This is a genomic window from Micromonospora sp. ALFpr18c, from assembly GCF_008868155.1.
GTDB lineage: Bacteria > Actinomycetota > Actinomycetes > Mycobacteriales > Micromonosporaceae > Micromonospora.
This window is the reverse complement of record NZ_WBKR01000082.1, coordinates 1-25,977: the sequence shown is the minus strand read 5'-3', so window position 1 is coordinate 25,977 and position 25,977 is coordinate 1. Positions and strand designations below refer to the sequence as shown.

Here is a 25,977-nt window from a genome sequence, read left to right as displayed (position 1 = left end):
CAGCAGCGCGGCGATCCGGGCCACCCGGGGGTCGGTGCGGATCTGCGCCACGCTGGCCGGCAATGGCAGCCGCCAGTTCGGATACTCGTCCACGGTGCCCGGCATGTTGGGTTGGCGTACCTCGCCCAGCACGTCGTAGAGGGAGACGCCGAGCAGCCGCGTCGGGCTGGCGGCGAGCGCGGCATGCATCGCCACCACCGCCTCCTCGTCGTCCGGTGGCGGGTCGGTGGCCGGCAACAGGCCCTCGGCGCGCAGCATCGCCAGCAACCGGTCCCGCTCCTCGGCCGCCCGTGCCCGCTCCACCGCCGTGTCGGTGCTGAGCAGCTTCAACTCGTCGCGCACCCGCACGTGCTCGCCGGCCAGGAAACCGGGCGCGGTCGGCAGGTCGTGGGTGGAGATCGTGGCGAGCGCGTTGCGGGGCCACCGGCTCGGCGCGACGAAGTCGCCGTCGTCGTCGCGGGCGAACCACAGCACGGTCGAGCCGAGCATGTTGCGCCCCCGCAGGCCCCGCGTCACCGCCGGCTGGACGGTGCCGAGGTCCTCACCGACCACCACAGCGCCGGCCCGGTACGCCTCCAGCGCGAGGATGCCCAGCATCGCCTCGGCGTCGTAGCGTACGTAGGTGCCCTCGGCCGCGCCGGCGCCCGGCGGCACCCACCACAGTCGCCACAGCCCGGCGACGTGGTCGACCCGCAGGCCACCGGCGTGCCGCAGGGTCCGCCGCAGCATGTCCCGGTAGGCCGCGTACCCGGTGGCGGCGAGCCGGTCCGGTCGCCACGCGGCGACCGTCCTCCAGCGTCACCACGCCCGGCCCGGGCAGCGCCCGGGTGGCGCCGTGGGTCAGCACCACGGTCGGCGGCAGCGCGGCCTTGTCGACCGCGCGGGCGGCGGCGAGCGCGTCGGCGATGGCCGCCGGGCTGGTGGCGTCGACGCCGAGCAGGCCGAGGACGCCCACGACGGTGTCCGGGGCGACCTCGACGCGGCGGTGCCGCCAGTCCTCGTACCAGGTGGACACGCCGTGCGCGGTGGCCAGCGCGGCCAGTCGTCGATTCATCCGTCCCCCGCTTCACGACGCGACCTTCGACCACCTTGCCACGGCCGGACGCGCGGCGCAGGACACGGCGAGGGGCCGGCGGGCTCGCCCGCCGGCCCCTCGCCACCACGATCGCGCACCATCCTGGTTGTCGTGGCATCGCACGCCGCCCGACACCACTACATCAATGATCGAGCACGACCATCGCGTGGAGCACGACCATCGCGCGGGGCGCGCGGTCAGTCGGCGAGCGCGCCGGCCGCCCGGCCCTCGTGCAGGGTCAGGTTGCGGCCGGTGCCCGGGTCGAACAGGTGGATCTTCTCCAGGTTGAACCAGACCCGGCGGGACTGCCCCTCGGCGACCGGGGACTCCGCGGACAGCCGGGTGACGAGGTTGCCGCCGGCGCCGGCGAAATCGGCCGAACCCGCGTCGGCGGCCAGCTCCTCCAACTCGGCGGCGCTGGCCCGCTCCCCCTCCACGGTGAAGTAGACGTACTTGTCCGAGCCCATCGACTCGACGATCTCCACGGGCGCGTCGAACTCCAGGCCCCGCCGACGGGTGTCGTCGTCGATCAGCTCGGCGTCCTCGAAGTGCTCGGGTCGGATGCCGAGGATCAGCTCGCGGGGCGCGTCCGCAGCCTCCAGCTCCCGGCGGACCCGGTCGCCGAGCGGCACGTCACCCAGTGCGGTACGCAGGCTGCCGTCCTGCACGGCGGCGTGCAGGAAGTTCATCGACGGCGAGCCGATGAAACCGGCCACGAAGAGGTTGCGCGGGTGGTCGTACAGCTCCTGCGGCGGACCGACCTGCTGCACCGCACCGCCCCGCATGATCACGACCCGGTCGCCGAGGGTCATCGCCTCGGTCTGGTCGTGGGTGACGTAGACGGTGGTGGTGCCGAGCTGCTTCTGCAACCGGGACACCACCGTGCGCATCTGCACGCGCAGCTTCGCGTCCAGGTTGGACAGCGGCTCGTCCATGAGGAACGCCTTGGGCTGGCGGACGATCGCCCGGCCCATCGCCACCCGCTGCCGCTGCCCGCCCGAGAGGTTGGCGGGCTTGCGATCCAGCAGCGAGGTCAGCTCCAGGACCTTCGCCGCCTCGTCGACCTTGGCGTTGATGGTCTCCTTGTCCAGCTTCGCCAGCCGCAGCGGGAACGCCATGTTCTCCCGCACCGTCATGTTGGGGTACAGGGCGTACGACTGGAACACCATGGCGATGTCCCGGTCCCGGGGCGCCTTGTCGTTGACCCGCTGCCCGGCGATGCGCAGCTCTCCGGAGCTGATGTCCTCCAGCCCCGCGATCATGTTCAGGGTGGTGGACTTGCCGCAGCCCGAAGGCCCGACCAGGATCACGAACTCGCCGTCGGCGATCTCCAGGTCGACGTCCTGCACGGCGACGGTCCCGTCCGGGAAGCTCTTGCTCACCTTGTCCAGCACGATGTCAGCCATGACTACTCACCTATCCCTTGACTGCGCCGGAGGTCAGACCGGACACGATGCGACGCTGGAAGAAGAGAACGAACAGGATGATCGGAACGGTGATCACCACGGCGGCGGCGCAGATCGCCCCGGTGGGGTCCTCGAACTGCGAGGCGCCGGTGAAGAACGACAGCGCGGCCGGCACCGTGCGTGACCGCTCGGTGGAGGTCAGCGAGATGGCGAACAGGAAGTCGTTCCAGCAGAAGATGAACACCAGGATCGCGGTGGTGAACAGGCCGGGCGCGGCCAGCGGGGCGATCACCCGACGGAACGCCTGGGCCTGGGTCGCGCCGTCCATCTTCGCGGCCTTCTCCAGGTCCCACGGGATCTGCTTGAAGAACGCCGACAGCGTGTAGATCGCCAGCGGCAACGCGAAGGTGATGTACGGCAGGATCAGACCGGGCCAGGTGTCGAAGAGGCCGAGCTGCCGCTCGATCTCGAACAGCGGTGACACCAGCGACACCTGCGGGAACATCGCGATCAGCAGGGAGACGCCGACCAGCAGCCCCTTGCCGGGGAAGTCCAGACGGCTGATCGCGTACGCGGCCATCGCGCCGAGCACCACCGCGACGAGCGTGGCGATGAGCGCGATGCCGATCGAGTTGATCAAGGCTCGGACGAACTGGTCGGTCTCGAAGATCGTCTTGTAGTTGTCCAGCGTCCACTCGCGGGGGAAGAACTTCCCGTCGGTGAGGGTGGCCGGCGTCTTGAACGACAGCGAGGCGATCCACAGGACGGGGATCAGCGCGAAGACGACCACGAGGACGTCCAGCAGACCCCAGCGCAGCTTCGCCCGGGTGGTGGTTTCGACAGCCATGTCAGCGCCTCTCCCCGTCGTCGCTGCCGGGAGCAGCGGTACCGAAAAGCTTCACGAAGACGAAGGCGATGATCGCCACGGTGATGAAGATCAGCACCGACATCGTCGAGCCGATGCCGAGGTTCAGACCCCGGATCAGGTTGTTGTAGGCGAGCATCGACACCGACGAGGTCTCGTTGCCGCCGGCGGTCAACACGAAGATGTTGTCGAAGACGCGGAACGCGTCCAGGGTGCGGAACAGCAGGGCGACGAGGATCGCCGGCTTCATCACCGGCAGCATCACCTTGGTGAACCGCTGCCAGGCCGTCGCCCCGTCGGTGGAGGCGGCCTTGAGCAGGTCCTCGGGGACCAGCGCCAGCCCGGCCATCAGCAGCAGCGCCATGAACGGCGTGGTCTTCCAGATCTCGGCGAGCATGATGATCGCCAGCGAGCTGGCCCGCTCGGTGAGCGGCGCGCCGTCGCTGAACAGGTCGGCCAGGTAGCCGGTGCCGGGGGTCCAGGCGTACCGCCAGGAGAACGCGGCGACGACCGTGACGATGCCGTACGGGATGAGCGCCGAGGTGCGGACGATGCCCCGCCCGACCAGCGTACGGTGCATGATCAGCGCCAACCCCATGCCGAGCACCAGCTCGACGGCCACGGTGACCACCGTGATCAGCGCGGTCACCCCGAACGCGGTCCACCAGAACTCGTTGGTGAGCACGGTGACGTAGTTCTCCAGCCCGATGAACTCACGCTGGTCGGGGAAGCGCAGGTCGTAGCGCTGCAACGACAGCCAGACCGAGTAGATGATCGGGTACGCGGTCACCGCGACCATCACCAGCGCGGCGGGCGCGCAGAGCAGCCAGCCGAGCTTGCGTTCGGCCTTCTTGTTCTCGCTCAGCGGCGCCGTGCGGCGGCTGCCGCGCTGGGTGGGAACGCTGGCGGACGCGGAGCTCTTCTCTGGGGCGGTGTCGGTCGGCGTGGCGGGAAGGGTCACGGCAGGACCCCCTTCGACTGGAGGGCGTCGGCGATGGCGCCGCGCAACTCGTCGGCGGTCTGTTGCGGACGGATCGCCGACGGCGGGGACAGGATCGCCGACATGACGGTGGAGATGCTCTGGTACGCCGGGGTCAGCGGCCGGGTCGCCGGCTCCTTCAGCTCCTCCAGGATGGTGTCCTTCATCGGGTACGCCTCGGTCATCTCCGGGTCGTCGAAGACCGCCTCGATGGTCGGCGGCACACCGTCGTTGATGGCGGAGAACTTCTGGTGCTCGGCGCTGCGGAGGCACCGCGCGACCTCGAAGGACAGTTCCGGGTGCTCGGAGTAGGAGCTGACCGCCAGGTTCACCCCACCGATGGTGACCTTGCTGGGGGTGCCCCCGTCAACGCCGGGCACACGCGCCCAGCCGACCTGCTTGGCCAGGTCCGGGTTGGCCTCCTGAAGCGCCGGGTAGACGAACGGCCAGTTCACCTGGAACGCGCCCGCGCCGGATTGGAACTCCAGCCGCACCGGGTCCTCGGTGGCGTTGCTGAAGGACGGCGAGGTCACGCTCGACGTGGCGAAGCGCTGCAACTGTTCCAGCGCCCGGACCGTGCCGTCGTCCATCACGGCCTGCTTGCCGTCGTCGGAGAGGATCTTTCCGCCGGCGCTCTCGGCCAGGGTGTTGTAGAGCACGACCAGGCCCTCGTACTGGGCGCCCATGGTGAGCACCTGGTACGGCTTGCCCTGCTCCTTGAGCTGCTGGGCCGCGTCGATCATCTGGTCCCAGGTGGTCGGCGGCTGCGGCACCAGGTCCTTGCGGTACCAGAGCAGCTGCACGTTGGTGTTCTTCGGCGCCGCGTAGAGCTTGTCCTCGTAGCGGGCGGTGTCCAGCGGGCCGGCGAGAGTGCCCTGCTCGACCTCGGACTTGTCCTGGCCGGTCCACTCACGGATCCAGTCGGCGCTGGCGAACTCCTGGGTCCAGGTGACGTCCAGGCCGAGCACGTCCATGCCGGTGTCCTTGGCGGCCAGCCGGCGCACCATCTGCACCCGCTGGTCGTCGGCCTGGCGGGGCAGCACCCGGTAGGCGATCTCGTACCGTCCCTGGGCCTGCGCGTTGCAGTCGTCGACGACCTTCTGCAGGTTCTGCTCGGGCGGGTAGTACAGGTTGATCGTCGGTGGGCCGCCGGTGTCGTCGGCGCCGCACGCGGCGAGCGGCGCGACGAGCGCCAGCGCGACAGCCGCCGCACCAACCCGGACAACCGGCCGACGCCGGTGTCGGGCCGTTCTGGAGTGTGTCATCGCCCTCCCCCCTCTCTTCGGCGGAAACCGGGGAGGGCATCCGTGCCCCGGCGCACGGCGAGAGCTGACTCCGAGCCGATGAGCTGCGGAAACGCCCCGGTCCGGATACTCTGTGCGGCTACACTGCCCCACCCGTGAAGCCGCGAAACCTGGCCGACACAACGGGAGTCAGCGCAGCGAATGCCGTCTCTGGCCTGCCCCGACGCCACATCGCCGAGGCGGCGGCCCCGGGGCGTCAGCTCCGGACCCTCGTCCAGGAGAGGAAGCGCTCGGTCATTCGGGCTGGCGGATGGTCCGGGTGAGCTGGTTCGTCGCCTCGTGCATCAGAGTGCCGAGATAGATCGCCTCGTGCATCAGAGTGCCGAGATAGATCAGCAGTGCGGTCCGGTTGGTCCGGTACTCGGCCAGCAGGGCGAGCTTGGCCGGTTGGCAGGGCCACTCGCCGCCACAGTTCCGGCACCGCCAGAGCGGGCGCATGGCGACGTGCGGGACGGGCGGCCGGACGATCATCACCGCCACCGCACCGCGGGCATGTACCTGGGGCTGGCCGGCCAGTGCACTATCGCCGAACTGCCGGACGGCGAACGCGTGGCCCATGCCGACAACCAGCTCACCGCGCAGATCGTCGATGCGCCGACCGACGCGATCCCAGGAGAGGCCCTCGCCCCGGGGCCTCTCCCCTCGCGCGCTCCATACCGGCAAACCCGCGACAACTCCTTCGCGCCAGGCCGGTACCGCCTCGTCGATCATGGAGTTGTGGTGGGCGACAAACCGCCCGTGAAACGCCAAGCCAGGCACCACAACTCCATGATCGCCGGACCCACGCGGCCCCCGCTCCGCGATCCTGTTCGACGCGGGGCGGCACCGGGCATGCTGGGGCGGTGATCGCACGCTTCAAGGATCTTTGTCTGGACGCCACGGACCCGCTCACGCTCGGTGGGTTCTGGGCGCGGATGCTGGACGCCGACGTGGCCGATGCCGGTGACGGCGACACCCGGGTGGACCCCCGATCGGCGCGCTCCGACGCCGAGTCGATCTGGGTGAACCGGGTGCCCGAGCCACGGGTCGGCAAGACCCGCGTACACCTGGATCTGCGCCTGGCCGACGCGGACCCGGCGGCGCTGCTCGCCGGCGGCGCGCGACTGGTCGCGGAGCCGTCCGGCGACGTCACCTGGTGGGTGCTGGACGACCCGGAGGGCAACCCGTTCTGCGCGTTCGGAGCCCGCGAGGGCACTCGACCGGGGCCGTTCGAGCTGGTCGTCGACTCGGCCGACCCGGCCGCGCAGGCGACCTGGTGGGCCGGGGTGGTCGGCGGCACCGTCGAGGACGAGGGGACCCACGCGTCGATCATCGGCGCGTCCGGGTTCCCCTGGGACTACTGGGTGTTCGCCGAGGTGCCCGAGCCCAAGACGGTCAAGAACCGGCTGCACTGGGACGTCGAGATGGTCGACGAGGAGCCGACCGCGCTCATCGCGGCGGGCGCGACGCTGCTGCGGGAGCCGATCGACACGGCGCGCTGGTGGGTGCTGGCCGACCCGGAGGGCAACGAGTTCTGCGCGTTCGCGCCGCGTCGGGTGAACGACCGACTACCCAGCGCGGGCGGCGTCGACTAGCGTTTTGTAGCGCCGCAGCCAGCGCGTTCGCCGCCGCCGTCGACACGCCTCCGGCCGACTCCAAGCTGCCCGATCGGTGGGTAATCGCGGGAACGTCCCACCGCCGCTCCCCCGGTTCGGCAGGATCGTCCCAACGAGGAGGTGCCGTCGTGCAGGACACCCGCGCTCTCGCCCTGACGTTTGAGGTGAGCGGCCTGCCACCGGTCAAGACCGAAGCGTTGTCCATCTTCGCCGCCGGGCACCGGCAGGCGACGAGGGTACGCACCCTGCTCCAGGCCGCCCTCGCGGCGGCCCAGCGCACCGGCTGGACGCCGCTGCCTGGGCCCGTCGAGGTCGACCTGGTGCTGCGCTGCCCGCCCGGGCACCGAACATCCGACGCCAGCACCCTGCTCGGCGGCGTCTGTGCGGTGTTGCAGGACAAGAAGCGCGTGTCGTCCATCGGCCTGGCCCACCTCGGCGTCCTGGTGGACGTCGCCCTCTACGACGACGACCGGCAGATCCGCCGGTTGTCGTACCACGAGGAGCCGGCGGAGGAATTCTCGTACCAGGTGCGGGTCGCCGCCGTACCGACCGGGGTTTAACCGACGTCCGCGGTGGGGTATCGCGGTCGCCGACGAAGGGAGCACCGATGTCGGAGCCACATGTCACGCTCGACCCGCGCGGGCTCGATCCTGTGCAGCAGAAGCTGCGCGGCCCGCTGGAGGAGCAACTGACCTCGGCGCTTCAGGCCGCCACCGAACGGGTCAGCGCGGGCTACGCCGGCGAGCCGGTCGAGCAGGTCTGCCAGCGACTGCTGGACGAGACCCGCTCGGGTCTGCACCCCGACATCGCGGCCGGCTTCAACCCTGACATGGACGAGTTCTGCCGGGTCGCGGTGGCGATCGTCCGACGCGAAGGGGCCTGAGCGCGGGGCCTGTCGGTGGTGGCACCACGCCACACCCGGACGGCGAGAGCCGGCCCAGGTCAGGTGGGCTCCGACCGCGGTGGGCCGCAGCACCCCACCGTCGGTCGGGTCCAGTTCGTCGTCTTCCAGCACCCACGTGTGCCCGTCTCTGGCCCCGACGCCGCGTCGGTGGTCACGGCCACCGCAGCAGCCTCGCCGCGATCATCGTTTCGCGCTCCTCCTGCCCCTCGGGCCGCAGCCGGCCGCCCCGGGTGAGCATCACCACGCCGTGCAGCAGGCTCCAGCCCACCTCGGCGAGAGTGTCCAGGTCCCGTCCCTCGGCGAGCGGGGCCAGGGCCGCCCGCAGCTCGGTGAAGACCGCCCGCGGCGCCGCCGGCACACCATCGTCGCCGAGGGCCAGGTCGGGGGTCAGCGCGAGCATCGCGTCGTAGACCTCCGGATTCGCGTACGCGAAGTCGAGGTACGCGGAAGCGACCGCCGACCAGACGCCCTCGGGTTCGTCGGTGGCGTCCGCGTGCGCCTCCGCCAGGTCGGCGGCCAGGTCGGCGAAGGCGCACACCGCGACGGCGGCGAGCAGCGCCTCCAGATCGGCGAAGTGGCGGTAGATGTCACCGATGTCGATCTCGGCCCGCTCGGACAGCCGGCGGGTGCTCACCCCCGCCCAGCCTTCCGTCTCAGCCAGCTCTCGCGCGACCGTGACGATGAGGTCACGCCGGTCCTGTTCGGTGGCCTTCTCGGCAGGTCCGGGCACGCACCCGAGCGTACGGGCGAACACCACCCACACTTCTTCGGTGACGGATTGGTGACTGTCCGCGAGAAGCTGGGCGCGGCCGGCACCTGCCACACCCGAGGTCCGGCTCGTCAGGTGAGGAGATCACCGCGACGGGCGGGGACGTGGTCGTGCGGGACGACTCGGGCCCGAGCCCTTCATCGGGTGACCGGCGGCGCTGCCATCCCGGCCAGGGCCCGAGCTGAGCCCTGGCCGGGACAATATGGTCAGCCGATCCGGCTGGCGCGCTGCCGACGGCGGGTCAGCAACACCAGGACGATGCCGAAGAGAGCGAGCATCGCGCCAATGGTCAGCGGCGCGCCGACGCTGTCACCGGTCACCGGCAGGATCCGCGGGACGTAGCGGAAGGTGAGCCCGTTGGAGGCCCCACGGTCGGTGCTCACGACGACCGTGGTGTTCCCGGCCGCGCAGGGCGGGGTACGGAAGGTCAATGAACGCCCGTTCGGCGGCACGGTGACCTGGTTCGCCGGGATGGTCGCGCCGCAGATGGTGACCACCGTCCCGCCGGGCACGAATCCGGAACCACCGATCGTCACGGTGGTGCCACCACCGACCGGCCCCTGACCCGGGGTCACCGTGTCGATGACTGGCGGCGCGGGCGGCGCGACGTACGTGAACGGTGGCGCGGTGGCCGTGCCCGCGGGGAACACCAGGCGCACGTCCGCCGGCCCGGCCGAGTTCGGCGGCGTGACCACGGTGATCGTGGTGCCGGCCGGGTTGACGGTGAACCCGGTGCCCGGCACCCCGTCGAAGGTCACCCCGGACGCCCCGGCGAAGCCACTGCCGGTGATGGTCACCGTGGTGCCACCCGAGGTCGGCCCCGTCGTCGGGGTCAGCCCGGTCGCGTTGGCGGCACTACCGTCGGGCAGGTACGTGTAGTCCAGCGGTGCGGCCGTGCCGCCGCCGGTGCTCACCACCACCACCGCCGGCCCGACCGCGCCCGGCGGGGTGAGCGCCGTCAACGAGGTGCCGTCCGGGCTGACCGTGACGTTGGCGGCCGGGACCCCGTCGAAGGTGACGTTCGTGTCACCGGGGACGAGGGCTGTGCCGGTGATCGTCACCGTCTGGCCACCCGACTGCGGGCCCGCGTTCGGCGTGATCGACGTGGCGGTCGGAGGCGCCGCGACGTACGTGAACCCGTTCGGCGCATTGGCGTTCTCGCCCGGAATGAGCACGGCCACGTCCACGGGACCGACCTGCCCAGGCGGTGTGACAACGGTCAGCGAGGTGCCGCTCGGGTCCACGACGAGGTTGGTGCCCGACGTGTCGCCGAAGGTCACCTCGGTCGCCCCGGTGAACCCGGTGCCGGTGACCGTCACCGTCGTACCGCCGGTGGTCGGGCCGGTGTTCGGCACGATCGAGGTGATGGTCGGCGCGATGTACGTGAACGTCGGCGCGGTCACCCGACCGGCGGGGAAGACCAATTCAACCAGGGCCGGTCCTTGCGGGTTCGGAGGGGTCACCACGGTGATCGTGGTGCCGGCCGGGTTGACGGTGAACCCGGTGCTGGGCAGCCCGTTGAAGTCCACTGCCGCCACCCCGGTGAAGCCGGTGCCGGTGATGGTCACCGTCGTGCCGCCGGCCGTCGGGCCGGAGGGCGGCGTGAGACCGGTGATCACAGCCGCGCTGCCGTCGGCCAGGTAGGTGTAGCCGAGCGGCGGCGCTGCGCCGTTCACCGTGCTGACCACGACCGACGCCGGACCGATCGCGCCGGGCGGGGTGACCGCCGTCAACGAGGTGCCGCTCGGGTTGACCGTGACGGTGGTGGCCGGCGAACCGTCGAAGGTGACCGTGGTGCCACCCGAGATGAAGCCCGTACCGGTGATGGTCACCGTCTGGCCGCCCGACTGCGGGCCCTCGTCCGGGTTGATCGTCGCGGTGGTGGGCGCAGTGGGCGGGCGTTCGCAGTTGGCCTCGGCGACGATCACCGTTCCGATCGGGATGGTCGTCGGCACGCCGAGGATGGTGCCCGACAGGGTGAAGGTGGCTCGTATGGTGATCGCGGTGGCGCCGGCGGCGGTGGTCGTCTCGACGCGGGTCAGCGATGCGTTCAGGCTCGCGTCCACCAGCCCCGACACCACCACGGCCGCACTGCCGACGACGGCGGGGGTGTTCGCCGTCAGGGTCACCGCGGAGCCGAATAGTTCCAGCCCGACGAGCGTGGTGTCCGCGCCGGTCGGGCCGACCTGCGGGCAGGTCGCGGTGGCGGTGGCCTCGGTGGCGTCCAACACGTCGACGCCGAGCACGGCCAGGTTGAGGCCGTTGACGCTGGAGGACGCCGACGACGAGGCCGCTGCCCGGGTGGCGGTGACCTCCTCGACGGTGCCGCTGGCAGTCACGCCGAGCGCCCCGGGTATCGAGATGGCCAGCAGGGTCTCGGTGTCGGTGCCGCCGGCAGGCGGCGCGGTGGCGGTGCCGATGGTGGCGTCGGCGGTGATCACGGCCGTGCCGAGTACCTCCGCAGACAGGTCGACGACGACACCGCGGGCGTTCGCGTCACCCGGCGCCGCGCGTGCTGGCGTCCCCAGCCCCAGGGTCGCCAGGCCGGCGACCAGCAGCGCCGTGGATGCGCTCGTGATTCTTCTTCGCAGCAGGACAGGTCTCACCGATATTCCCCCGTTCAGATGGACTGACGGGTCTGCTCGGCGTGGGTCCACCCGTCACCGGGACAACGAGGGCAAATCGTGCAAGTTGCGCATAATGCTCATTTGGGTCGCAATCGTAGGTGATCCAGGATCGCCCACCTTGCCAACCGCTAGTTGCTCTTGATCAGTTTCATGGTCAGGCGAGACTCGACTCGCAGGACACCCGGTAGGCCGATGAGCTTGCCGCTGAGGAATGCCTCAAAGGCGCCATGGTCCTCGACAGCGACCCGCACGAGGTAGTCGGGGCGGCCGAACATGCGGCGAAACTCAACCACCTCGTCGTAGGCGGACACGGTGTCTTCGAACTCCTGCACCGTTTGGAGGTTCTGCGCCGCGATCTCGACGTCGATCAGAACCTCGAGCCCACGGCCGGTCGCGACGGGGTCGATCACGGCGCGGTAGCCGGCGATGACGCCGGTGTCCTCCAGCCGTTTGACCCGGCGCAGACACGGCGGCGGAGTGAGCCCCACCCGCCGTGCCAACTCGACGTTACTCAACCTGCCGTCCCGACTCAGTTGAAATAAAATTTCCCGATCAAGCGCATCAAGGCGTTCCCGATTACCCACGCGACGATTATACGGCAACTATTTGGCACCAAATTACGCAGGCTTTGAAATACAATTTCAGCATGTCAAGCGATCCGACGGCGGCTGCCACCGGGAAGGACCACGACGTGAAGGCGCCGTCCTCTCTGCTCGCCGCACTCAAGGACTCCCTGCCCGTCGGACTGGGGCTGGCACCGTTGGGCGTCGCTCTCGGAGTGCTGGTCGTTCAAGCCGGACTGCACTGGTGGTGGGCCACGGTCTTCACCACGGTCATCTACGCCGGCTCATTCGAGTTCCTGCTCATTGGCCTCATCAGCGCATTCGCGCCGCTGGCCACGATCGCGGCGACCGCGCTGCTGGTCAACGTTCGGCACCTGTTCTACGGGCTGTCGTTCCCACTGCACCGAGTCCACAGCCGCAGAGGCAAGCTGTACAGCACCTTCGCGTTGACCGACGAGGCATACGCCCTCACCGCCAACAGGCAGGCTCAAGCATGGCCCGGCCGCCGCATCGTCGCGCTTCAAATGTTTCTGCACCTGTACTGGGTGGGTGGCGCAACACTCGGCGGGACACTCGGCGCACTGATCCCAGAGCGCGTCGCCGGTCTGGACTTCGCGCTGACCGCGTTGTTCGTCGTGCTGGCCATCGAGGCGATCCGGGCCCGCCGCCACGACCTCCCTACCCCACTCCTGGCCCTGCTCGCGGCGCTCGCCACCTACCTCAGTCTCCCGAACCAGTTCTTGCCCGTCGCCCTCACGCTGTTCACCACGGCGCTGCTCGTACGCCGATTTCTGACCACCCGGAGACCCACTCGTGCCTGACGCCCCGTATCTACTCGCCGCGGTCGTGACCTCCGCCGCCGTCGCGTGGGGACTGCGCGCCCTGCCGTTCGCCGTCCTGGACCGGCTCCGCGCCAGCCCCACCGTCACCTACCTCGCGGCCGCCATGCCTGCCGGCATCATGATCACCCTCGCGGCCTACTGCCTCCGCGACGTGCCACACCAGCGTCCCGACCGCCTGATCGTCACGCTGCTGGCTGTTGGCATCACCGTTGGGCTGCACCTCTGGCGCCGCAGCGCCCTTCTCAGCATCCTGGTCGGCACCGCCACCTACGTCACGCTCGTCAGCACCCTGCTCGCCAATTGAAGGGCGCTGTCGACCTATGAGGCCGGATGCCAGCCGAGCAGTGGGCCGAGTCGGGTTGCCATGTCGGTGAGGATCTGAACGTAATCGGCGTGCTCGAAAGTGAACGGCAGGGCGAAGGCGACCTCGGTCACCTCACGGAACGCGGCATGGGCGTACAGACGCTCGGCGATCACCTCCGCCGGCCCGACGATGTCGGGGGCGAACATCACCCGGCTCGGCCCGTGCGTCGACATCGTCCGGGGCATCCGCTGACGGCTGTACTCCTCGTAGCGGGCACGTTGGGACGGGGTGGCCGAGTCGGTGGGGATCACGACCAGGCCCTGGGAGACGCGGGCACGGTCGCCGTCCGGGTGCAGAGCTCGGAAGGCCCGGATCTGGGACAGCTGAACCTCGGCGAAGTCCGTGGACTCCTCGGCCTTCACCACGCTGCTGGTGAGCAGGTTCATGCCCTGCTCACCGGCCCACCGCGCCGACCGGAGGCTTCCGGCGCCGTACCACATCCGGCTGGCCAGACCGGGAGAGTGTGGCTGCACCCGCTCGGAGAACGCCTCCATGCCCTTGACACCGTCGAAGTCACTGGCCGGTGCGCCACGGACGAAGTCGAGCAGCCGCCGCAGCCGGGAGTAGTCAAAATCCTCGGCGTCTGCGGTGTCGGGGTACAGCGATCGCATGACGCTGTCGTCACGCGTCGGCGGGCCGACGCTCACTCCCGGATTGAGCCGTCCGCCGGAGAGGATGTCGACGGTCGCCAGGTCCTCGGCCAGCCGCAGCGGATTCTCCCAGCCGAGGGGGGTGACCGCAGTGCCGAGTTCGATGCGGCTGGTCCGCTGTGAGGCAGCGGCCAGGACGGCGACCGGTGAGGAGATGCCGTACTGGAGGTGGCGGTGGCGCACCCAGGCGCTGTCGAACCCGAGTTGCTCGCCGAGCGCGATGATGTCCAGCGTCGACTCGTGGCCTGCACGCGGGTCGGCCTCGTCGAACAGACCGATCGTGAGGAAACCGAGCTTCCTCAGCGGGGTCGAGGGTGCGGGCACCGGTTCCTCCAGGCGTACGGCGTGTTCTTGGCTGGTCTCACAACAGGTGTGTCGGACCGCGGTGCGAGCGCCGCTCGCCGGCGGCGTTTCGGGCATCCGGAGTGGACAGACGAGATCTGGGTCCAGCGAGAGTCTAGGAAAGTGTGACTGGACGATGTCTTTACCTGAGCTGGATCCTGCGACGACGCCAGTCGTCATCCGGCGCGACACCGGGGCGGGAAGGCGCGATCGGAGGCGCTTCTCACCGGATCACCGGCGCAGGGTGAGGATCAGGTCGGCGACCAGGGCCGTCCAACCGGTCTGGTGCCAGGCGCCCAGCCCCGCCCCGTTGTCGCCGTGGAAGTACTCGGGGAAGGCGACCAGGTCCCGCCAGTCCGGGTGGGTCTGGAAGAGCTGACAGGCACCGTAGATCGGCCGTCTCCCCCAGTCGTCCTGCGTGAACAGCGAGATCAGTCGGGCGGACAGGTCGTCGGCGATCTCGTCCAGCGTGCGCTTCACCCCGGAGCGGGTCGGGTACTCGACCTGGAGGTCGTCGCCGAAGAACGCCGCATAGTCGCGCAGCGCGCTGATCAGCAGGAAGTTCGTCGGCATCCAGATCGGGCCGCGCCAGTTCGAGTTGCCGCCGAACAGGCCGCTGGTCGACTCGGCCGGCTCGTAGCCGACGGAGAACTCCTGACCGCCGAGGGTCACCGAGAACGGCTTGTCCAGGTGCGCGCGGGACAGCGTGCGCAGGCCGTACTCGGACAGGAACTCGTCGGTGTCCAGCATCCGGGCGAGCAGCCGGACCACCTGCTCCGGGCCGACCATGGACAGCAGCCGCTGCTGGCGGCCGTCGGGGCCGAGCCGGCGGGTGCCGATCACCTGGGCGTACTCGGGGCGGTTGGTGAGGAACCAGCGCAGCCGGGCGCCCAGCTCCGGCAGGCGGTGCAGGGTCTTCGCCGTGAGCCGGGTGGTGGCCGCCAGTGGCAGCAGCCCGACCACCGAGCGCACCTTGAGCGGCACCTTCGTGCCGTCGGCGAGGCGCAGCACGTCGTAGAAGAAGGCGTCCTCGTCGTCCCACAGCCCCTGCTCGTACGCGGCGGCGGCGATGTACGCGAAGTGTTCGAAGAACTTGGTGGCGGTGTCCACCCAGGTCCGGTCGTGCTCGGCCAGCACGATCGCCATGTCCAGCAGGTTGAGCGCGTACATGGCCATCCAGCCGGTGCCGTCGGACTGCTCCAGCACCCCCGCCACCGGCAGCGCCGCCGAACGGTCGAACGGCCCGACGTTGTCCAGCCCGAGGAAGCCGCCCTCGAACACGTTGTTGCCGCCGGTGTCCTTGCGGTTGACCCACCAGGTGAAGTTGAGCAGCAGCTTGTGCATCACCCGGGCCAGGAACTCGAAGTCCCGGCCGCCGTCGATCTCGAACACCTTGAGCGCCGCCCAGGCGTGCACCGGCGGGTTCACGTCGCCGAACGCCCACTCGTACGCCGGGATCTGCCCGTTGGGGTGCAGGTACCACTCGCGGAGCAGGAGCAGTAGTTGTTCCTTGGCGAAGCCCGGGTCGACGCGGGCGATGCTGACGCAGTGGAAGGCCAGGTCCCAGGCCGCGTACCACGGGTATTCCCACGGGTCGGGCATGGAGATCACGTCGAAGCTGGTCATGTGCCACCAGGCGCTGTTGCGCCCGTGTCGGCGCCCGGCCGGCGGGGGCGACGAGCCCGGATCGCCCTCCAGCCAGCGCTTGACGTCGAAGTGGTAGAACTGCTTGCCCCACATCAGCCCGGCGATGGCCTGCCGGGCGACCAGCGCCTCGTCGGGGGTGGCGGCCGGCGGGATCACCCCGGCGAAGAACCGGTTCGCCTCGGCGCGCCGTGCCCACACCACCGCCTCGAACCCTTCGCCGAGGTCGGCCGGGGGCGGCGGGGCGGCGGCCGGCGGCGAGGCGGTGCGGGTGAGCCGCAACCGGATCTGCCGTTGCCCGCCGGCCGGCACGTCGAGGACGTAGTGCAGCGCGCCCTTGGTGCCCTCCCGCGCCGGGTTGACGGTGGCCGCGCCGTTGACCACGTGGTCGTTGATGCCGTCCTTCGGGTACGCCGAGCGGCCGGGCAGCCCCCAGAGCCGTTCGGCGTTGGTGTCGTTGTCGCAGAGCAGCGGCACCGGGCCGCCGTCGCCCTCCAGCAGCAGCTGGCCGAACACCCGGTGTTCACCGACCAGCCGGGTGCCCTCGCCGGTCAGGGTGGGAATGCGGTCCCCGCCGGGCAGGCCCCAGGCCCAGGTGTTGCGGAACCACAGGGTGGGCAGCACGTGCAGGTTCTCCGCCCGGTCGCCCCGGTTCGCCACGGTGATCACCATGCACAGGTCGGTCGGGGACGCCTTGGCGTAGTCGACGGTCACCGCCCAGTACCGGTCGTCGTCGAAGATCCCGGTGTCCACCAGCTCGTACTCGGTGTCGTCGCGGCCGCGCAGCGCGTTCACCGCGACGAGTTCGTCGTACGGGAAGGCGGCCTGCGGGTAGTGGTAGCGCCAGCGCATCCAGGAGTGGGTGGGCGTGGAGTCCTCGTACCACCAGTACTCCTTGACGTCCTCGCCGTGGTTGCCGCCGTCACCGCCGAGGCCGAACATCCGCTCCTTGAGGATCGGGTCCTTGCCGTTCCACAACGCGAGAGCGAACGCGAAGGTCTGTCGATCGTCGCAGACGCCCGCCATCCCGTCTTCATTCCACCGGTAGGCTCTGGACCGGGCGTGGTCATGTGGGAAGTAGTCCCAGGCCGTACCGTGCTCGCTGTAGTCCTCCCGTACCGTCCCCCACGCCCGTTCGGACAGATAGGGACCCCATGCGCGCCAGTCCTGCTCACCCGAGTCGGCCTGGGCGAGCCGGAGCCGCTCAGCGTCGGGTGGCGAGGCGTCGGAGGACGAACGGTCAGTGATCACGTGCACATCTTCGACGCCGCTGCGGTACTTGACCACAGCGGCCATTCTCGTCGTGGCGTGTTACACCCCGCAGCCGGTGGAGGAAAGTTGATCGACATTCACTTCGGCCCGCAGGTCTGCGGCGATCTGAGCAGCGCGGCGAGCCGGGAATGGCTGGTGCCCGACGGTCTCGGCGGGTACGCGATGGGCACCGTCGGCGGGTTGCGGACCCGCCGCTACCACGGTCTGCTCGTGGTGCCCGGCGAAACCCCGGCGTCCCGCCAGGTGGGACTGGTCAGTCTCGATCCGGCGGTCACCCTGCCGTCCGGCGCACGGGTGCGGCTCGGCGCGCACGAGTGGTCCTCCGGCGACGTGGACCCGCGCGGCTTCGAGCTGTTGGAGCGCTTCGACCTGGTCGACGGGCTGCCCCGGTGGCGGTGGCGGATCGGCGCGGTGGTGATCGAACGCGAGCTGGCCATGCTGCCGGGCCGCTCCTGCGTGGCGGTGGTGCACCGGCTGGTGGCCGGCGGGCCGGTCCGGTTGGAGCTGTCCGCCGCCTGCACCTGGCGCGACGCGCACGGCGAACGGCGCGCCGACGGGCCGACCCCGCAGGTCGAGACGGTGGCCGACGGCGCGGTGGTCGAGGGCGCGTACCGGTTGGCCGGGCCGGGCTGGGCACCGGAGGGGCAGTGGTGGCTGGGCGTGCACCACCGCGAGGAGGCCAACCGGGGTCTGCACCCGGACGAGGACCTCTGGTACGCGGGCCGCTTCGCCGGCGAGCTGGAACGCCCCGGCGACACGGTGTCGGTGCGGGCCTGGGCGGGCCGGCTCGACGAGGAGCCTCCGCCCGCAGCGGAGATCGTGGCGACCGCCCGGCGGCGCAACCGGCAGGTGGTGGCGACGGCGAAACCCGCCGATGACGTGGAGGCGACCCTCGCGCTGGCCGCGGACGCGTTCGTGGTGCGTCCCGGCGGCGGGACGGTCGACGTGGTGGCCGGGTACCCGTGGTTCGGCGCCTGGTCACGGGACACGATGATCTCGTACGAGGGGTTGTTCCTCTGCACGGGTCGCGCCGCCGAGGGCCGGGAGCTGCTGCGGTCGTACGCGGCGACGCTGTCCGAGGGGATGCTCGCCAACACGGCCGACACCGGACGGGTGGAGTACAACACCGTCGACGGCACGCTGTGGTTCCTGCACGCGGTGAGCCGGCACGTCACCGTCACCGGCGACACCGACCTCGGCGACGAGCTGCTGCCCGCGCTGCGGACGGTCGTGGACGCCCACGTGGCCGGCACCCGCTACGGGATCGCCGTCGACCCGGCCGACGGGCTGCTCACCCAGGGTGCTCCGGGCACCGCGCTGACCTGGATGGATGCCCGGGTGTACGGGGTGCCGGTCACCCCGCGTACCGGCAAGCCGGTCGAGGTCAACGCGCTGTGGATCAACGGGCTGGCCGGGCTCGCGGAGCTGACCGAGCTGGCCGGGCAGGACGCGGCCGACCTGTGGCGGCGGCACGGGCAGGCGACGTCCTCGTTCCGGGACCGCTTCCCGGCCCCGACCGGCTGGCTGCACGACGTGCTGGACGCGCCCGCTCCGGCGTACCCGCTGGGTGGCGCGGCCCTGCACGACGATGATGCACTCCGCCCCAACCAGCTGCTGGCCTGGTCGTTGCCGTTCGCGCCGCTGGAGCCGGACGAGCCGACGCTGCGCCGGGTCGCCGCGGGGCTGTTCACTCCGCTCGGGCCGCGCAGTCTAGCCCCGGACGCGCCGGAGTTCGTGGGCCGGCACGGCGGTGGTCCCGCGGAGCGCGACGGGGGCTATCACCAGGGCACGGTCTGGCCGTGGCTGCTCGGTCCGTACGTGGACGCCTGCCGCCGGGGAAAGATGTCAGTCGATGACGTTTTCATCGGCATAGAGGCCCATTTGACCGAATATGGGCTAGGATCGGTAAGTGAGACGGCCGATGGCCTCGCGCCGCACACCGCTACCGGGTGCCCGTTCCAGGCATGGTCGGTGGCCGAGCTGCTGCGGGTGCGGCGAAAGGGCCAGTAGCGCTTTACACGACCGCAACGGTGGTGTCGCCACTGGTTATCGCGATCCCGGCAGGATTGGCTCCGATCCAGGCGCGACGGCGACATCGAATCCGGTGTCGGTCGGCGCGCGCCCGGGGACAACTCAAAGGGGGCCGCATGTCACTCGATGCCCACGTGATCGACATCCACCCCGCCCGGCAGCTGCGGGTGCTGATGCTCTCCTGGGAGTACCCGCCGGTGCTCGTCGGCGGCCTCGGCCGACACGTGCACGCCCTCTCCGTCGCCCTGGTCGCCGCCGGCCACGAGGTCACCGTCGTCACCCGCCACGCCGAGGGCGCACCCCTGGAGGAGTACGCCGACGGCGTGCGCATCCTGCGCGCCCCCGAAGACCCGGTCACCTTTCCTTTGGCCACCGGCTCCCTGCTCGCCTGGACGATGGCGTTCAACCACACCCTCACCCGCACCGCCCTGCGCGCCACCCAGGCCGGCAGCTATGACGTCATCCACGCCCACGACTGGCTCGTCGCGCACACCGCCATGACCCTGCGCGACCACCTGGACATCCCCCTCGTCACCACCATCCACGCCACCGAAGCCGGCCGGCACCAGGGCTGGCTACCCGAGGAGATGAACCGCACCATCCACGGCGTCGAACACTGGCTCAGCGGCGTCTCCACCCGCGTCATCACCTGCTCGGGGTACATGCGCGACCAGGTCACCACCCTCTTCGACGTACCGGCCGCACAGGTCGACGTGGTGCCCAACGGGGTCGACGACCGCGCCTGGCGGGCCCGTCCGCGTGCGGTCGCCTCGGCCCGCGCCCGCTTCGCCGGGACCGGCCCGCTGGTCGGGTACGCCGGGCGGCTGGTCTACGAGAAGGGCGTGCAGCACCTCGTCCACGCGGTGCCCCGGCTGCGGGAGCAGCACCCCGGGCTGCGCGTGGTGATCGCCGGCGACGGCCCGTACCGCGCCGAGCTGGAGGCCCAGGCCCGCCGGCTGGCGCTCTCCTCGACCGTCCGCTTCACCGGTTTCCTCGACGCCACCCAGCTGCCCGCGGTGCTCGGCGCCACCGACGCGACCGTGGTGCCCAGCCTCTACGAGCCGTTCGGCATGGTGGCCCTGGAGGCGGCGGCCGCCGGCGCGCCCCTGGCCGTGGCCCGCACCGGCGGCCTCGCCGAGATCGTCGAGGCCGGCGTGACCGGTGTGACGTTCCCGCACAGCGACCCGGACGCGCTCGCCGGCGCGGTCGGTCAGCTCCTCGGCGACGAGGTCTTCGCCCGCCGGGTGGCCCGCAAGGCCCGCACCATGGTCGGCGAGCGCTACGGCTGGGCCACGATCGCGGCCCGCACGGCGGCCAGCTACGCCGCCGCCCGCCGCGAGCACGGTCCGCTGCAGGCCCGGCGTGCCGCGGCCCAACTGGCGGGTGGACGTACCCGGATCGCCATCCCGGAGGGCAATCTGCTCGCCACCGTCGACCACGCCGCCTGCTGAGGTGAGTCGGACGACCGATAGGTGACTTCCAATCCGCTGGTTAGGGTGTAGCCCGGACAGCGGCTGAGGAGGAGCGTGCGCAGGTGCTGATCGCCGGTCGGTACCGGCTGCTCGACCTGGTTGGTCGCGGGGGCATGGGTCGGGTGTGGCGTGCCCGCGACGAGATGCTGCACCGCGAGGTCGCGGTCAAGGAGGTCGTGCCACCGGGTTGGCTGGCCGACCACGAGCGTGCCGAACTGCGCTCGCGCACCCTTCGGGAGGCGCGCACCGCGGCCCGGCTCAACCACCCCGCGGTGGTCCGGCTCTACGACGTCGTCCCGGTCGAGGGCAGCCCGTGGATCGTCATGGAGTACGTGCCGTCGCGCACCCTGCAGGACGTCCTGGACGCCGAGGGGCCGCTGGAGCCGACCCGTGCCGCCCGGATCGGGCTGGCGCTGCTCGGCGCGCTGCACGCCGCGCACACGGCCGGGGTGCTGCACCGCGACATCAAGCCGCAGAACGTGCTCATGGCCCACGACGGGCGGGTGATGCTCACCGACTTCGGGCTGGCCACCTTCGACGGTGGCGACGGCGCGATGACCCGCCCCGGGATGGTGCTCGGCTCTCCGCAGTACGTCGCGCCGGAGCGGGCCGCCGAAGGGGTGTCCACGGTGGCGGCCGACCTGTGGTCGCTCGGGGCCACCCTGCACGCTGCCGTCGAGGGCCGCTCCCCGTACGCCCGCAGCACCGCCATGGCCACCCTCAGCGCGCTGGCCGCCGGCCCGCGGGACCCGGCCCCGCACGCCGGGCCGCTCGCGCCGGTGCTCGCCGGGCTGTTACGCCGCGATCCGCACGACCGTCTCGACCACGATGCCGCCCGCCGACTGCTCACCGCCGCGGCGGACGGTCGCACCGATCCAGCGCTGACGTCCGGCGGCGCCAACCCGCTTTTGGCGTCCGGTGGCGCCAACCCGCTCGCGGCGTCCGGCCCCGATGGTCCGGCGGACGGCAACCGCGCCGCCGCAGCCGATGGCCTCGCCGACGACCTGGTCGACCAGGACCCCACCATCCCGCTACCCGAGCCCGGCGAACCCGCCGCAGACCCGGGCGGCCCGGTCTCCACCACACCGCCGGACAGGCGGCGCACCGCTCGCCGGGCCGCGCTGATCGCCGTCGCTCTGCTGGTCGCCGCGGCCGCCGGCGTGGGTACCGCGTTGGCCGTCACCGGTGACGAGCCCAGCGACACCGCCGGGTGGCCCACCGCCGCCGTTCGCGTGTGTCCGTCCGGATGTCGTCGGCGCGCCGGTGCTGGCCGGCGCACCGCTCCCGGGCGAGGCGTTCCGGCCGCCGCCCGGCTGGGTCTGGCACGCCGACACCACCGGCTTCCGGGTCTCCGTCCCGGCGACCTGGCACTACTCCCAGGACGGCGCGGTGGCCTGCTTCCAGGACCCGACGACCGGCCGGGCCTTCAGCGTCGCCCGGGGCGACAGCGCCGACCCGCTGGTCCGGCTACGCGCGGCCCGCGACGCTGCGGCCGCCGCCGGAGCACTGCCGGGGTACGACGAGATCCGGCTCGCCGCCAGCGACGGTGGCGCGGAGTGGGAGTGCCGCTGGGAGGCCCCGAACGGCCCGTGGCTGCACGCCCGGCAACAGGTCGTCGGGGCCGGCCGCTGGACGCTGGGCTGGATCACCGACGACAGGGACTGGAACCGGGCCGACACAGACTGGCGGGCAGTCCGAAACAGTTTCCGACCACCCCCCTGACCTGCACCGTATGGCCATGATCCGGACCACCGTCCGGCGTGGATCGAGGCCGCTCAGCGGATGAGAAACCCGCCTTCGGTGGCTATCGTGTAACTCGGGGTGACCGAGGGGGAGCGACCGTGCAGCAGTTGCTGATCGCGGGTCGGTACCGGCTGCGCGACCTGGTCGGCACCGGCGGAATGGGCCGGGTGTGGCTGGCACGCGACGAGATGCTGCACCGCGATGTCGCGGTGAAGGAGGTCGTGCTGCCGTCCTGGCTGGCCGAGGCCGAGCGCGAGGAGCTGCGGCTGCGGACGCTGCGCGAGGCACGCACCGCCGCTCGACTCAACCACCCGAACGTGGTCCGCATCTACGACGTGGTGCACGACCGGGACAGCCCCTGGATCGTGATGGAGTACGTGCCGTCCCGGTCGGTGCAGCAGATCATCAGCGCGGAGGGCCCGCTGAGCCCGCAGCGCACCGCCCGGATCGGGCTGGCGGTGCTGGCCGCGTTGCGGGCCGCGCACAGCGCCGGCGTGCTGCACCGCGATGTGAAACCGCACAACGTGCTGGTCGCCGACGACGGGCGGGTGGTGCTCACCGACTTCGGGCTGGCCACCTTCGACGGCGGCGACGGGGCGATGACCGGGCCGGGCACGGTGCTCGGCTCGCCGCAGTTCGTCGCCCCGGAACGAGCGCGCGAAGGGGTGTCGGACCCGCGTACCGACCTGTGGTCGTTGGGCGCGACGCTCTACGCGAGCGTCGAGGGCCAGTCGCCGTACGCCCGGTCGAACGCGATGGCGACGCTCAGCGCGTTGGCCACCGAACCACCGGACCCGATGCGCCGCGCCGGGCCGCTGCGCCCGGTGCTCACCGGCCTGCTGCAGCGCGATCCCTGGCGACGGTTGACCGCCGCCGAGGCGGAGGCGCTGCTGCGCGGCGCTGCGGCGACCCCGGACGAACCCACCGGCCCGGCCCGGTCCTCGGCGGTGGCGGCGGTACGCAGCGCCGGCCGGGCCCTGGCGCACACACCGGTCGACCCGCTCGGCGGTCCGCCGGCGCCACCCAGCCGTCACTCCGGCCGGCGGGGCATGGTGATCGGCCTGGCCGGCGCGGCCGTCGCACTCGTCATCGCCGGCAGCTTCACGTGGGCGCTGGTGGCCCGCGACACCGACCGGACACCGCCGTCCGGCACCGGCGGCGGCGCGGCCACCACCCGCCCGGCCGCGTTCGCCTGCTCGACGCCTCCGCCCGCGACGGCAACCCCGGTGCCGCCCTCGTCGCCGCCGGCCGACGGGCGGTACGGGCTGCTCGACGGTTGGACGTGGCACGACGACCCGGCCGGGTTCCGGATCGCCGTGCCGGTGGGCTGGGCGCGCTGGACCGAGGGTGCGGTGACCTGCTTCCGCGAGGTCGGTGGGGCACGGGTGCTCAGTGTCGAGGCGGGGCCGTCGCGCCCCGACCCGGTGGCGCACTGGAAGGCCGAGGAGGCTCGGCTCACCGCCAGCGACGCGTTGCCGGGCTATCACCGGTTCGACATCTCCGCGATGGACATCTTCGACGGCGGGGCGGCGTGGGAGTGCCGGTGGGAGAACGCCGCCGGCGACCAGGTGCACAGCTTCCGCCTGCTGGCCAACACGTCGGCCGGGCGTTCGTACACCGTCTCGTGGTTGACAAAAGAGTTCGACTGGCAGGTCAACGCGGCATACTTGCCGATGATCCGGCAGAGCTTCACCCCCGCTCTCTGACACCATCCGTTGTGGACCGACCGGGTGATGCCCCTGCGGCGCCGACGCTGACTACAGTGGCGTAGTTTTGGGCGCTCAAGATCCCTGGGGAGGGTGAGCCGAGATGATGGGACCGTCGCACGCGCTGTCCGGCGCGGCGGTATGGCTGGCCGGGTCCTGGGCGTTGGACCAGTTCGCCGACTACCACCAGTCGCCGCTCGCGTTGGCGGTGGGCACCGCGGTGTGCGCGGGTGGTGCGCTCTTTCCGGACCTCGACATGTCGGGCAAGGTGACCAAGAACCAGGGTGGGGCGACGGTGGCCCGCACGTTCGGCGTCTTCTCGCTGTTCGCCGCCGAGGTGATGGAGAAGATCTCCCTCGGGGTCTACTACGCCACGAAACTCAGCAAGGATCCGCGCCGCAACAACGGCCACCGGACGCTGACCCACACGCTTCCGTTCACCGTGCTGGTCGGGTGGGGCACCACCGCGCTCTGCGCCGCGTACGGCAAGTGGGCGGTGATCACCATCCTGTTCTTCATGTTCGGCCTGGCGATGCGCGGCCTGTTCGACGAGTGGGCCGAACGGGCCGGTTGGGTGATCATCACCCTCGCGTCGGCGGGCGCGGCCTGGTTCACCTTCGCCAACCTGCCGGGTGGGCGCGGCTATCCGCTGATCGGCACCGCCGTCGGCGTGGGCTGCTTCGTGCACATCCTCGGCGACATGATCACGAGAGCCGGCGTGCCGATTCTCTGGCCCGTCCCGATCAAGCGACGGATGTGGACGATGATCGGCCTGCCGAACGGCATCGCCCTGCGTACCGGCAGCAAGGCCGAGGTGGTCGTGCTGCGGGCAGTGCTGACGGTCGTGGCGGTCCTCGCCACGGCGGGCCTGATCGCACCGTCGGTGCTGCAACGGTTCAACATCGAGATATGACCGACCCGGCCGCGCCGTCACCTCCGCAGGCCGACGAGCGGGTGCCGGATTTCTGGCGCGCACTGGGGCTGCCGGGGCTCGCCGACGTACACGTGCACTTCCTTCCGCCGCGACTGCTGCGGCGGGTGTGGGCGTACTTCGACGCGGCGGGGCCCCTGGTCGGCACCGACTGGCCGATCCGCTACCGGTGGAGCGACGCCGACCGGGTCGCGCACCTGCGCCGGCTCGGGGTGCGGGCATTCAGCGCGTTGGCGTACGCGCACCGGCCGGGCATGGCGGCGGAGCTCAACCGCTGGACGCTGGAGTTCGCCCGCGCCACCCCGGGCTGCCTGGCCTCGGCCACGTTCTTTCCCGAGCGGGACGCCCCGCGCTACGTCGAGGCGGCGCTCGCCGGGGGCGCCCGGCTGTTCAAGGTGCACCTGCAGGTGGGCGGCTTCGCACCGACGGATCCGATGCTGGATGCCGTCTGGGGGACGCTGGCCGACGCGGGGGTGCCGGTGGTCGTGCACGCCGGGCACGCCCCGGTGGGGACCGCGCACACCGGGCCGGACCCGTTCGCCGCCCTGCTCGCCCGCCATCCTCGGCTGACGGCGGTGGTGGCACACCTCGGCGCCCCGGACTACCGGGCCTTCCTGGACCTTGCGGAGACGTACGAGCGGGTCCGGTTGGACACCACCATGGCGTTCACGCCCTTCTTCGACCGGTTCGTTCCATTCCCCGGTGACGAGCTGCCCCGGTTGCGCGAGTTGGGGCTCGCCGGCAAGGTGCTGCTGGGCAGCGACTTCCCGAACATCCCCTACCCGTACGCCGACCAGCTGACCGGCCTGGCCCGGCTGGACCTCGGCGACGACTGGCTGCGGGCGGTCTGCTGGAACAGCGCCGCCGCCCTGTTCGACCTCTCCTGACCCCCT

22 protein-coding genes are annotated in these 25,977 nt (G+C 71.3%); 11 read left to right on the top strand and 11 right to left on the bottom strand.

Annotation, left to right across the window (positions count from 1 at the left end):
• The 6 genes from F8271_RS16540 to F8271_RS33210 all read right to left on the bottom strand — a co-directional run.
• Positions 1-729: 4-alpha-glucanotransferase (locus tag F8271_RS16540; protein WP_255473702.1), on the bottom strand; the 729-nt coding region annotated here is incomplete at its 3' end.
• Between the two features lie 543 nt (positions 730-1,272).
• A complete protein-coding gene (locus F8271_RS16535) occupies positions 1,273-2,481 on the bottom strand; it encodes an ABC transporter ATP-binding protein (protein WP_151490660.1) in 1,209 nt (402 codons plus the stop codon).
• A 10-nt stretch (positions 2,482-2,491) separates the two neighbouring features.
• Complete coding sequence (locus tag F8271_RS16530) at positions 2,492-3,328, bottom strand: carbohydrate ABC transporter permease (RefSeq protein ID WP_151490659.1); 837 nt, start codon at positions 3,326-3,328, stop codon at positions 2,492-2,494.
• A gap of 1 nt (position 3,329) precedes the next feature.
• On the bottom strand, positions 3,330-4,307 hold the full coding sequence (locus F8271_RS16525; protein WP_151490658.1) for a carbohydrate ABC transporter permease: 978 nt from the start codon (positions 4,305-4,307) through the stop codon (positions 3,330-3,332).
• Positions 4,304-5,590 (bottom strand): ABC transporter substrate-binding protein, encoded by a 1,287-nt coding sequence (locus F8271_RS16520; RefSeq protein ID WP_151490657.1) that lies wholly within the window; start codon positions 5,588-5,590, stop codon positions 4,304-4,306. Before F8271_RS16520 ends, F8271_RS16525 begins: the two co-directional genes overlap by 4 nt.
• A 273-nt stretch (positions 5,591-5,863) precedes the next feature.
• Positions 5,864-6,340 (bottom strand): hypothetical protein, encoded by a 477-nt coding sequence (locus tag F8271_RS33210; RefSeq protein WP_225854576.1) that lies wholly within the window; start codon positions 6,338-6,340, stop codon positions 5,864-5,866.
• Between the two features lie 131 nt (positions 6,341-6,471).
• Between F8271_RS33210 and F8271_RS16510 the strand changes: the two genes are divergently transcribed.
• From F8271_RS16510 to F8271_RS16500, 3 genes are all read left to right on the top strand, one after another.
• A complete protein-coding gene (locus F8271_RS16510) occupies positions 6,472-7,203 on the top strand; it encodes a VOC family protein (RefSeq protein WP_151490656.1) in 732 nt (243 codons plus the stop codon).
• A 149-nt stretch (positions 7,204-7,352) separates the two neighbouring features.
• Entirely contained in the window at positions 7,353-7,784 is a 432-nt protein-coding gene (locus tag F8271_RS16505) for a hypothetical protein (protein WP_151490655.1), read from the top strand.
• A 47-nt stretch (positions 7,785-7,831) separates the two neighbouring features.
• Entirely contained in the window at positions 7,832-8,107 is a 276-nt protein-coding gene (locus tag F8271_RS16500) for a hypothetical protein (RefSeq protein ID WP_151490654.1), read from the top strand.
• A gap of 172 nt (positions 8,108-8,279) precedes the next feature.
• Here F8271_RS16500 and F8271_RS16495 read toward each other — a convergent pair whose 3' ends face one another.
• From F8271_RS16495 to F8271_RS16485, 3 genes are all read right to left on the bottom strand, one after another.
• Positions 8,280-8,858 carry a TetR/AcrR family transcriptional regulator gene (locus tag F8271_RS16495; protein WP_225854575.1) on the bottom strand — a complete coding sequence of 193 codons (579 nt, stop codon included), beginning with the start codon at positions 8,856-8,858 and terminating at the stop codon, positions 8,280-8,282.
• 245 nt (positions 8,859-9,103) lie between these two features.
• Positions 9,104-11,503 carry an IPT/TIG domain-containing protein gene (locus tag F8271_RS16490; protein ID WP_151490653.1) on the bottom strand — a complete coding sequence of 800 codons (2,400 nt, stop codon included), beginning with the start codon at positions 11,501-11,503 and terminating at the stop codon, positions 9,104-9,106.
• Positions 11,504-11,652: 149 nt separating this feature from the next.
• Complete coding sequence (locus F8271_RS16485) at positions 11,653-12,108, bottom strand: Lrp/AsnC family transcriptional regulator (protein ID WP_151490652.1); 456 nt, start codon at positions 12,106-12,108, stop codon at positions 11,653-11,655.
• A 62-nt stretch (positions 12,109-12,170) separates the two neighbouring features.
• Here F8271_RS16485 and F8271_RS16480 point away from each other — a divergent pair, with 62 nt between their 5' ends.
• Both F8271_RS16480 and F8271_RS16475 read left to right on the top strand, forming a co-directional pair.
• Entirely contained in the window at positions 12,171-12,908 is a 738-nt protein-coding gene (locus F8271_RS16480) for an AzlC family ABC transporter permease (RefSeq protein WP_151490651.1), read from the top strand.
• Positions 12,901-13,233, top strand: coding sequence for a branched-chain amino acid transporter permease (locus F8271_RS16475; RefSeq protein WP_151490650.1), 333 nt, complete (start codon positions 12,901-12,903; stop codon positions 13,231-13,233). The genes F8271_RS16480 and F8271_RS16475 overlap by 8 nt, the downstream gene beginning before the upstream one ends.
• A gap of 14 nt (positions 13,234-13,247) precedes the next feature.
• Here F8271_RS16475 and F8271_RS16470 read toward each other — a convergent pair whose 3' ends face one another.
• Together F8271_RS16470 and F8271_RS16465 are read right to left on the bottom strand one after the other, a co-directional pair.
• Positions 13,248-14,267 (bottom strand): LLM class flavin-dependent oxidoreductase, encoded by a 1,020-nt coding sequence (locus tag F8271_RS16470; RefSeq protein ID WP_151490649.1) that lies wholly within the window; start codon positions 14,265-14,267, stop codon positions 13,248-13,250.
• Between the two features lie 249 nt (positions 14,268-14,516).
• On the bottom strand, positions 14,517-17,225 hold the full coding sequence (locus F8271_RS16465; protein ID WP_151490648.1) for a glucosidase: 2,709 nt from the start codon (positions 17,223-17,225) through the stop codon (positions 14,517-14,519).
• 42 nt (positions 17,226-17,267) lie between these two features.
• Here F8271_RS16465 and F8271_RS16460 point away from each other — a divergent pair, with 42 nt between their 5' ends.
• From F8271_RS16460 to F8271_RS16435, 6 genes are all read left to right on the top strand, one after another.
• Positions 17,268-19,211, top strand: a complete 1,944-nt coding sequence (locus F8271_RS16460) for an amylo-alpha-1,6-glucosidase (RefSeq protein WP_151490647.1) — start codon at positions 17,268-17,270, stop codon at positions 19,209-19,211.
• 137 nt (positions 19,212-19,348) lie between these two features.
• A complete protein-coding gene (locus tag F8271_RS16455) occupies positions 19,349-20,683 on the top strand; it encodes a glycosyltransferase family 4 protein (protein WP_192580313.1) in 1,335 nt (444 codons plus the stop codon).
• An 83-nt stretch (positions 20,684-20,766) separates the two neighbouring features.
• Positions 20,767-22,446, top strand: coding sequence for a serine/threonine-protein kinase (locus F8271_RS16450; RefSeq protein ID WP_225854574.1), 1,680 nt, complete (start codon positions 20,767-20,769; stop codon positions 22,444-22,446).
• Positions 22,447-22,545: 99 nt separating this feature from the next.
• Positions 22,546-24,153, top strand: a complete 1,608-nt coding sequence (locus F8271_RS16445; RefSeq protein ID WP_151490646.1) for a serine/threonine-protein kinase — start codon at positions 22,546-22,548, stop codon at positions 24,151-24,153.
• A 103-nt stretch (positions 24,154-24,256) separates the two neighbouring features.
• Positions 24,257-25,066, top strand: coding sequence for a metal-dependent hydrolase (locus F8271_RS16440; protein WP_151490645.1), 810 nt, complete (start codon positions 24,257-24,259; stop codon positions 25,064-25,066).
• Positions 25,063-25,971, top strand: coding sequence for an amidohydrolase family protein (locus F8271_RS16435; protein ID WP_151490644.1), 909 nt, complete (start codon positions 25,063-25,065; stop codon positions 25,969-25,971). Before F8271_RS16440 ends, F8271_RS16435 begins: the two co-directional genes overlap by 4 nt.
• Positions 25,972-25,977: the final 6 nt, after the last annotated feature.

What these genes read in the sequence shown, in the direction of transcription:
- F8271_RS16535 (WP_151490660.1), bottom strand. Translation starts at nt 2,481, where the DNA reads ATGGCTGACATCGTGCTGGACAAGGTGAGCAAGAGCTTCCCGGACGGG.
- F8271_RS16530 (WP_151490659.1), bottom strand. Translation starts at nt 3,328, where the DNA reads ATGGCTGTCGAAACCACCACCCGGGCGAAGCTGCGCTGGGGTCTGCTG.
- F8271_RS16520 (WP_151490657.1), bottom strand. Translation starts at nt 5,590, where the DNA reads ATGACACACTCCAGAACGGCCCGACACCGGCGTCGGCCGGTTGTCCGG.
- F8271_RS33210 (WP_225854576.1), bottom strand. Translation starts at nt 6,340, where the DNA reads ATGATCGACGAGGCGGTACCGGCCTGGCGCGAAGGAGTTGTCGCGGGT.
- F8271_RS16500 (WP_151490654.1), top strand. Translation starts at nt 7,832, where the DNA reads ATGTCGGAGCCACATGTCACGCTCGACCCGCGCGGGCTCGATCCTGTG.
- F8271_RS16480 (WP_151490651.1), top strand. Translation starts at nt 12,171, where the DNA reads ATGTCAAGCGATCCGACGGCGGCTGCCACCGGGAAGGACCACGACGTG.
- F8271_RS16465 (WP_151490648.1), bottom strand. Translation starts at nt 17,225, where the DNA reads ATGGCCGCTGTGGTCAAGTACCGCAGCGGCGTCGAAGATGTGCACGTG.
- F8271_RS16455 (WP_192580313.1), top strand. Translation starts at nt 19,349, where the DNA reads ATGTCACTCGATGCCCACGTGATCGACATCCACCCCGCCCGGCAGCTG.
- F8271_RS16440 (WP_151490645.1), top strand. Translation starts at nt 24,257, where the DNA reads ATGATGGGACCGTCGCACGCGCTGTCCGGCGCGGCGGTATGGCTGGCC.
- F8271_RS16435 (WP_151490644.1), top strand. Translation starts at nt 25,063, where the DNA reads ATGACCGACCCGGCCGCGCCGTCACCTCCGCAGGCCGACGAGCGGGTG.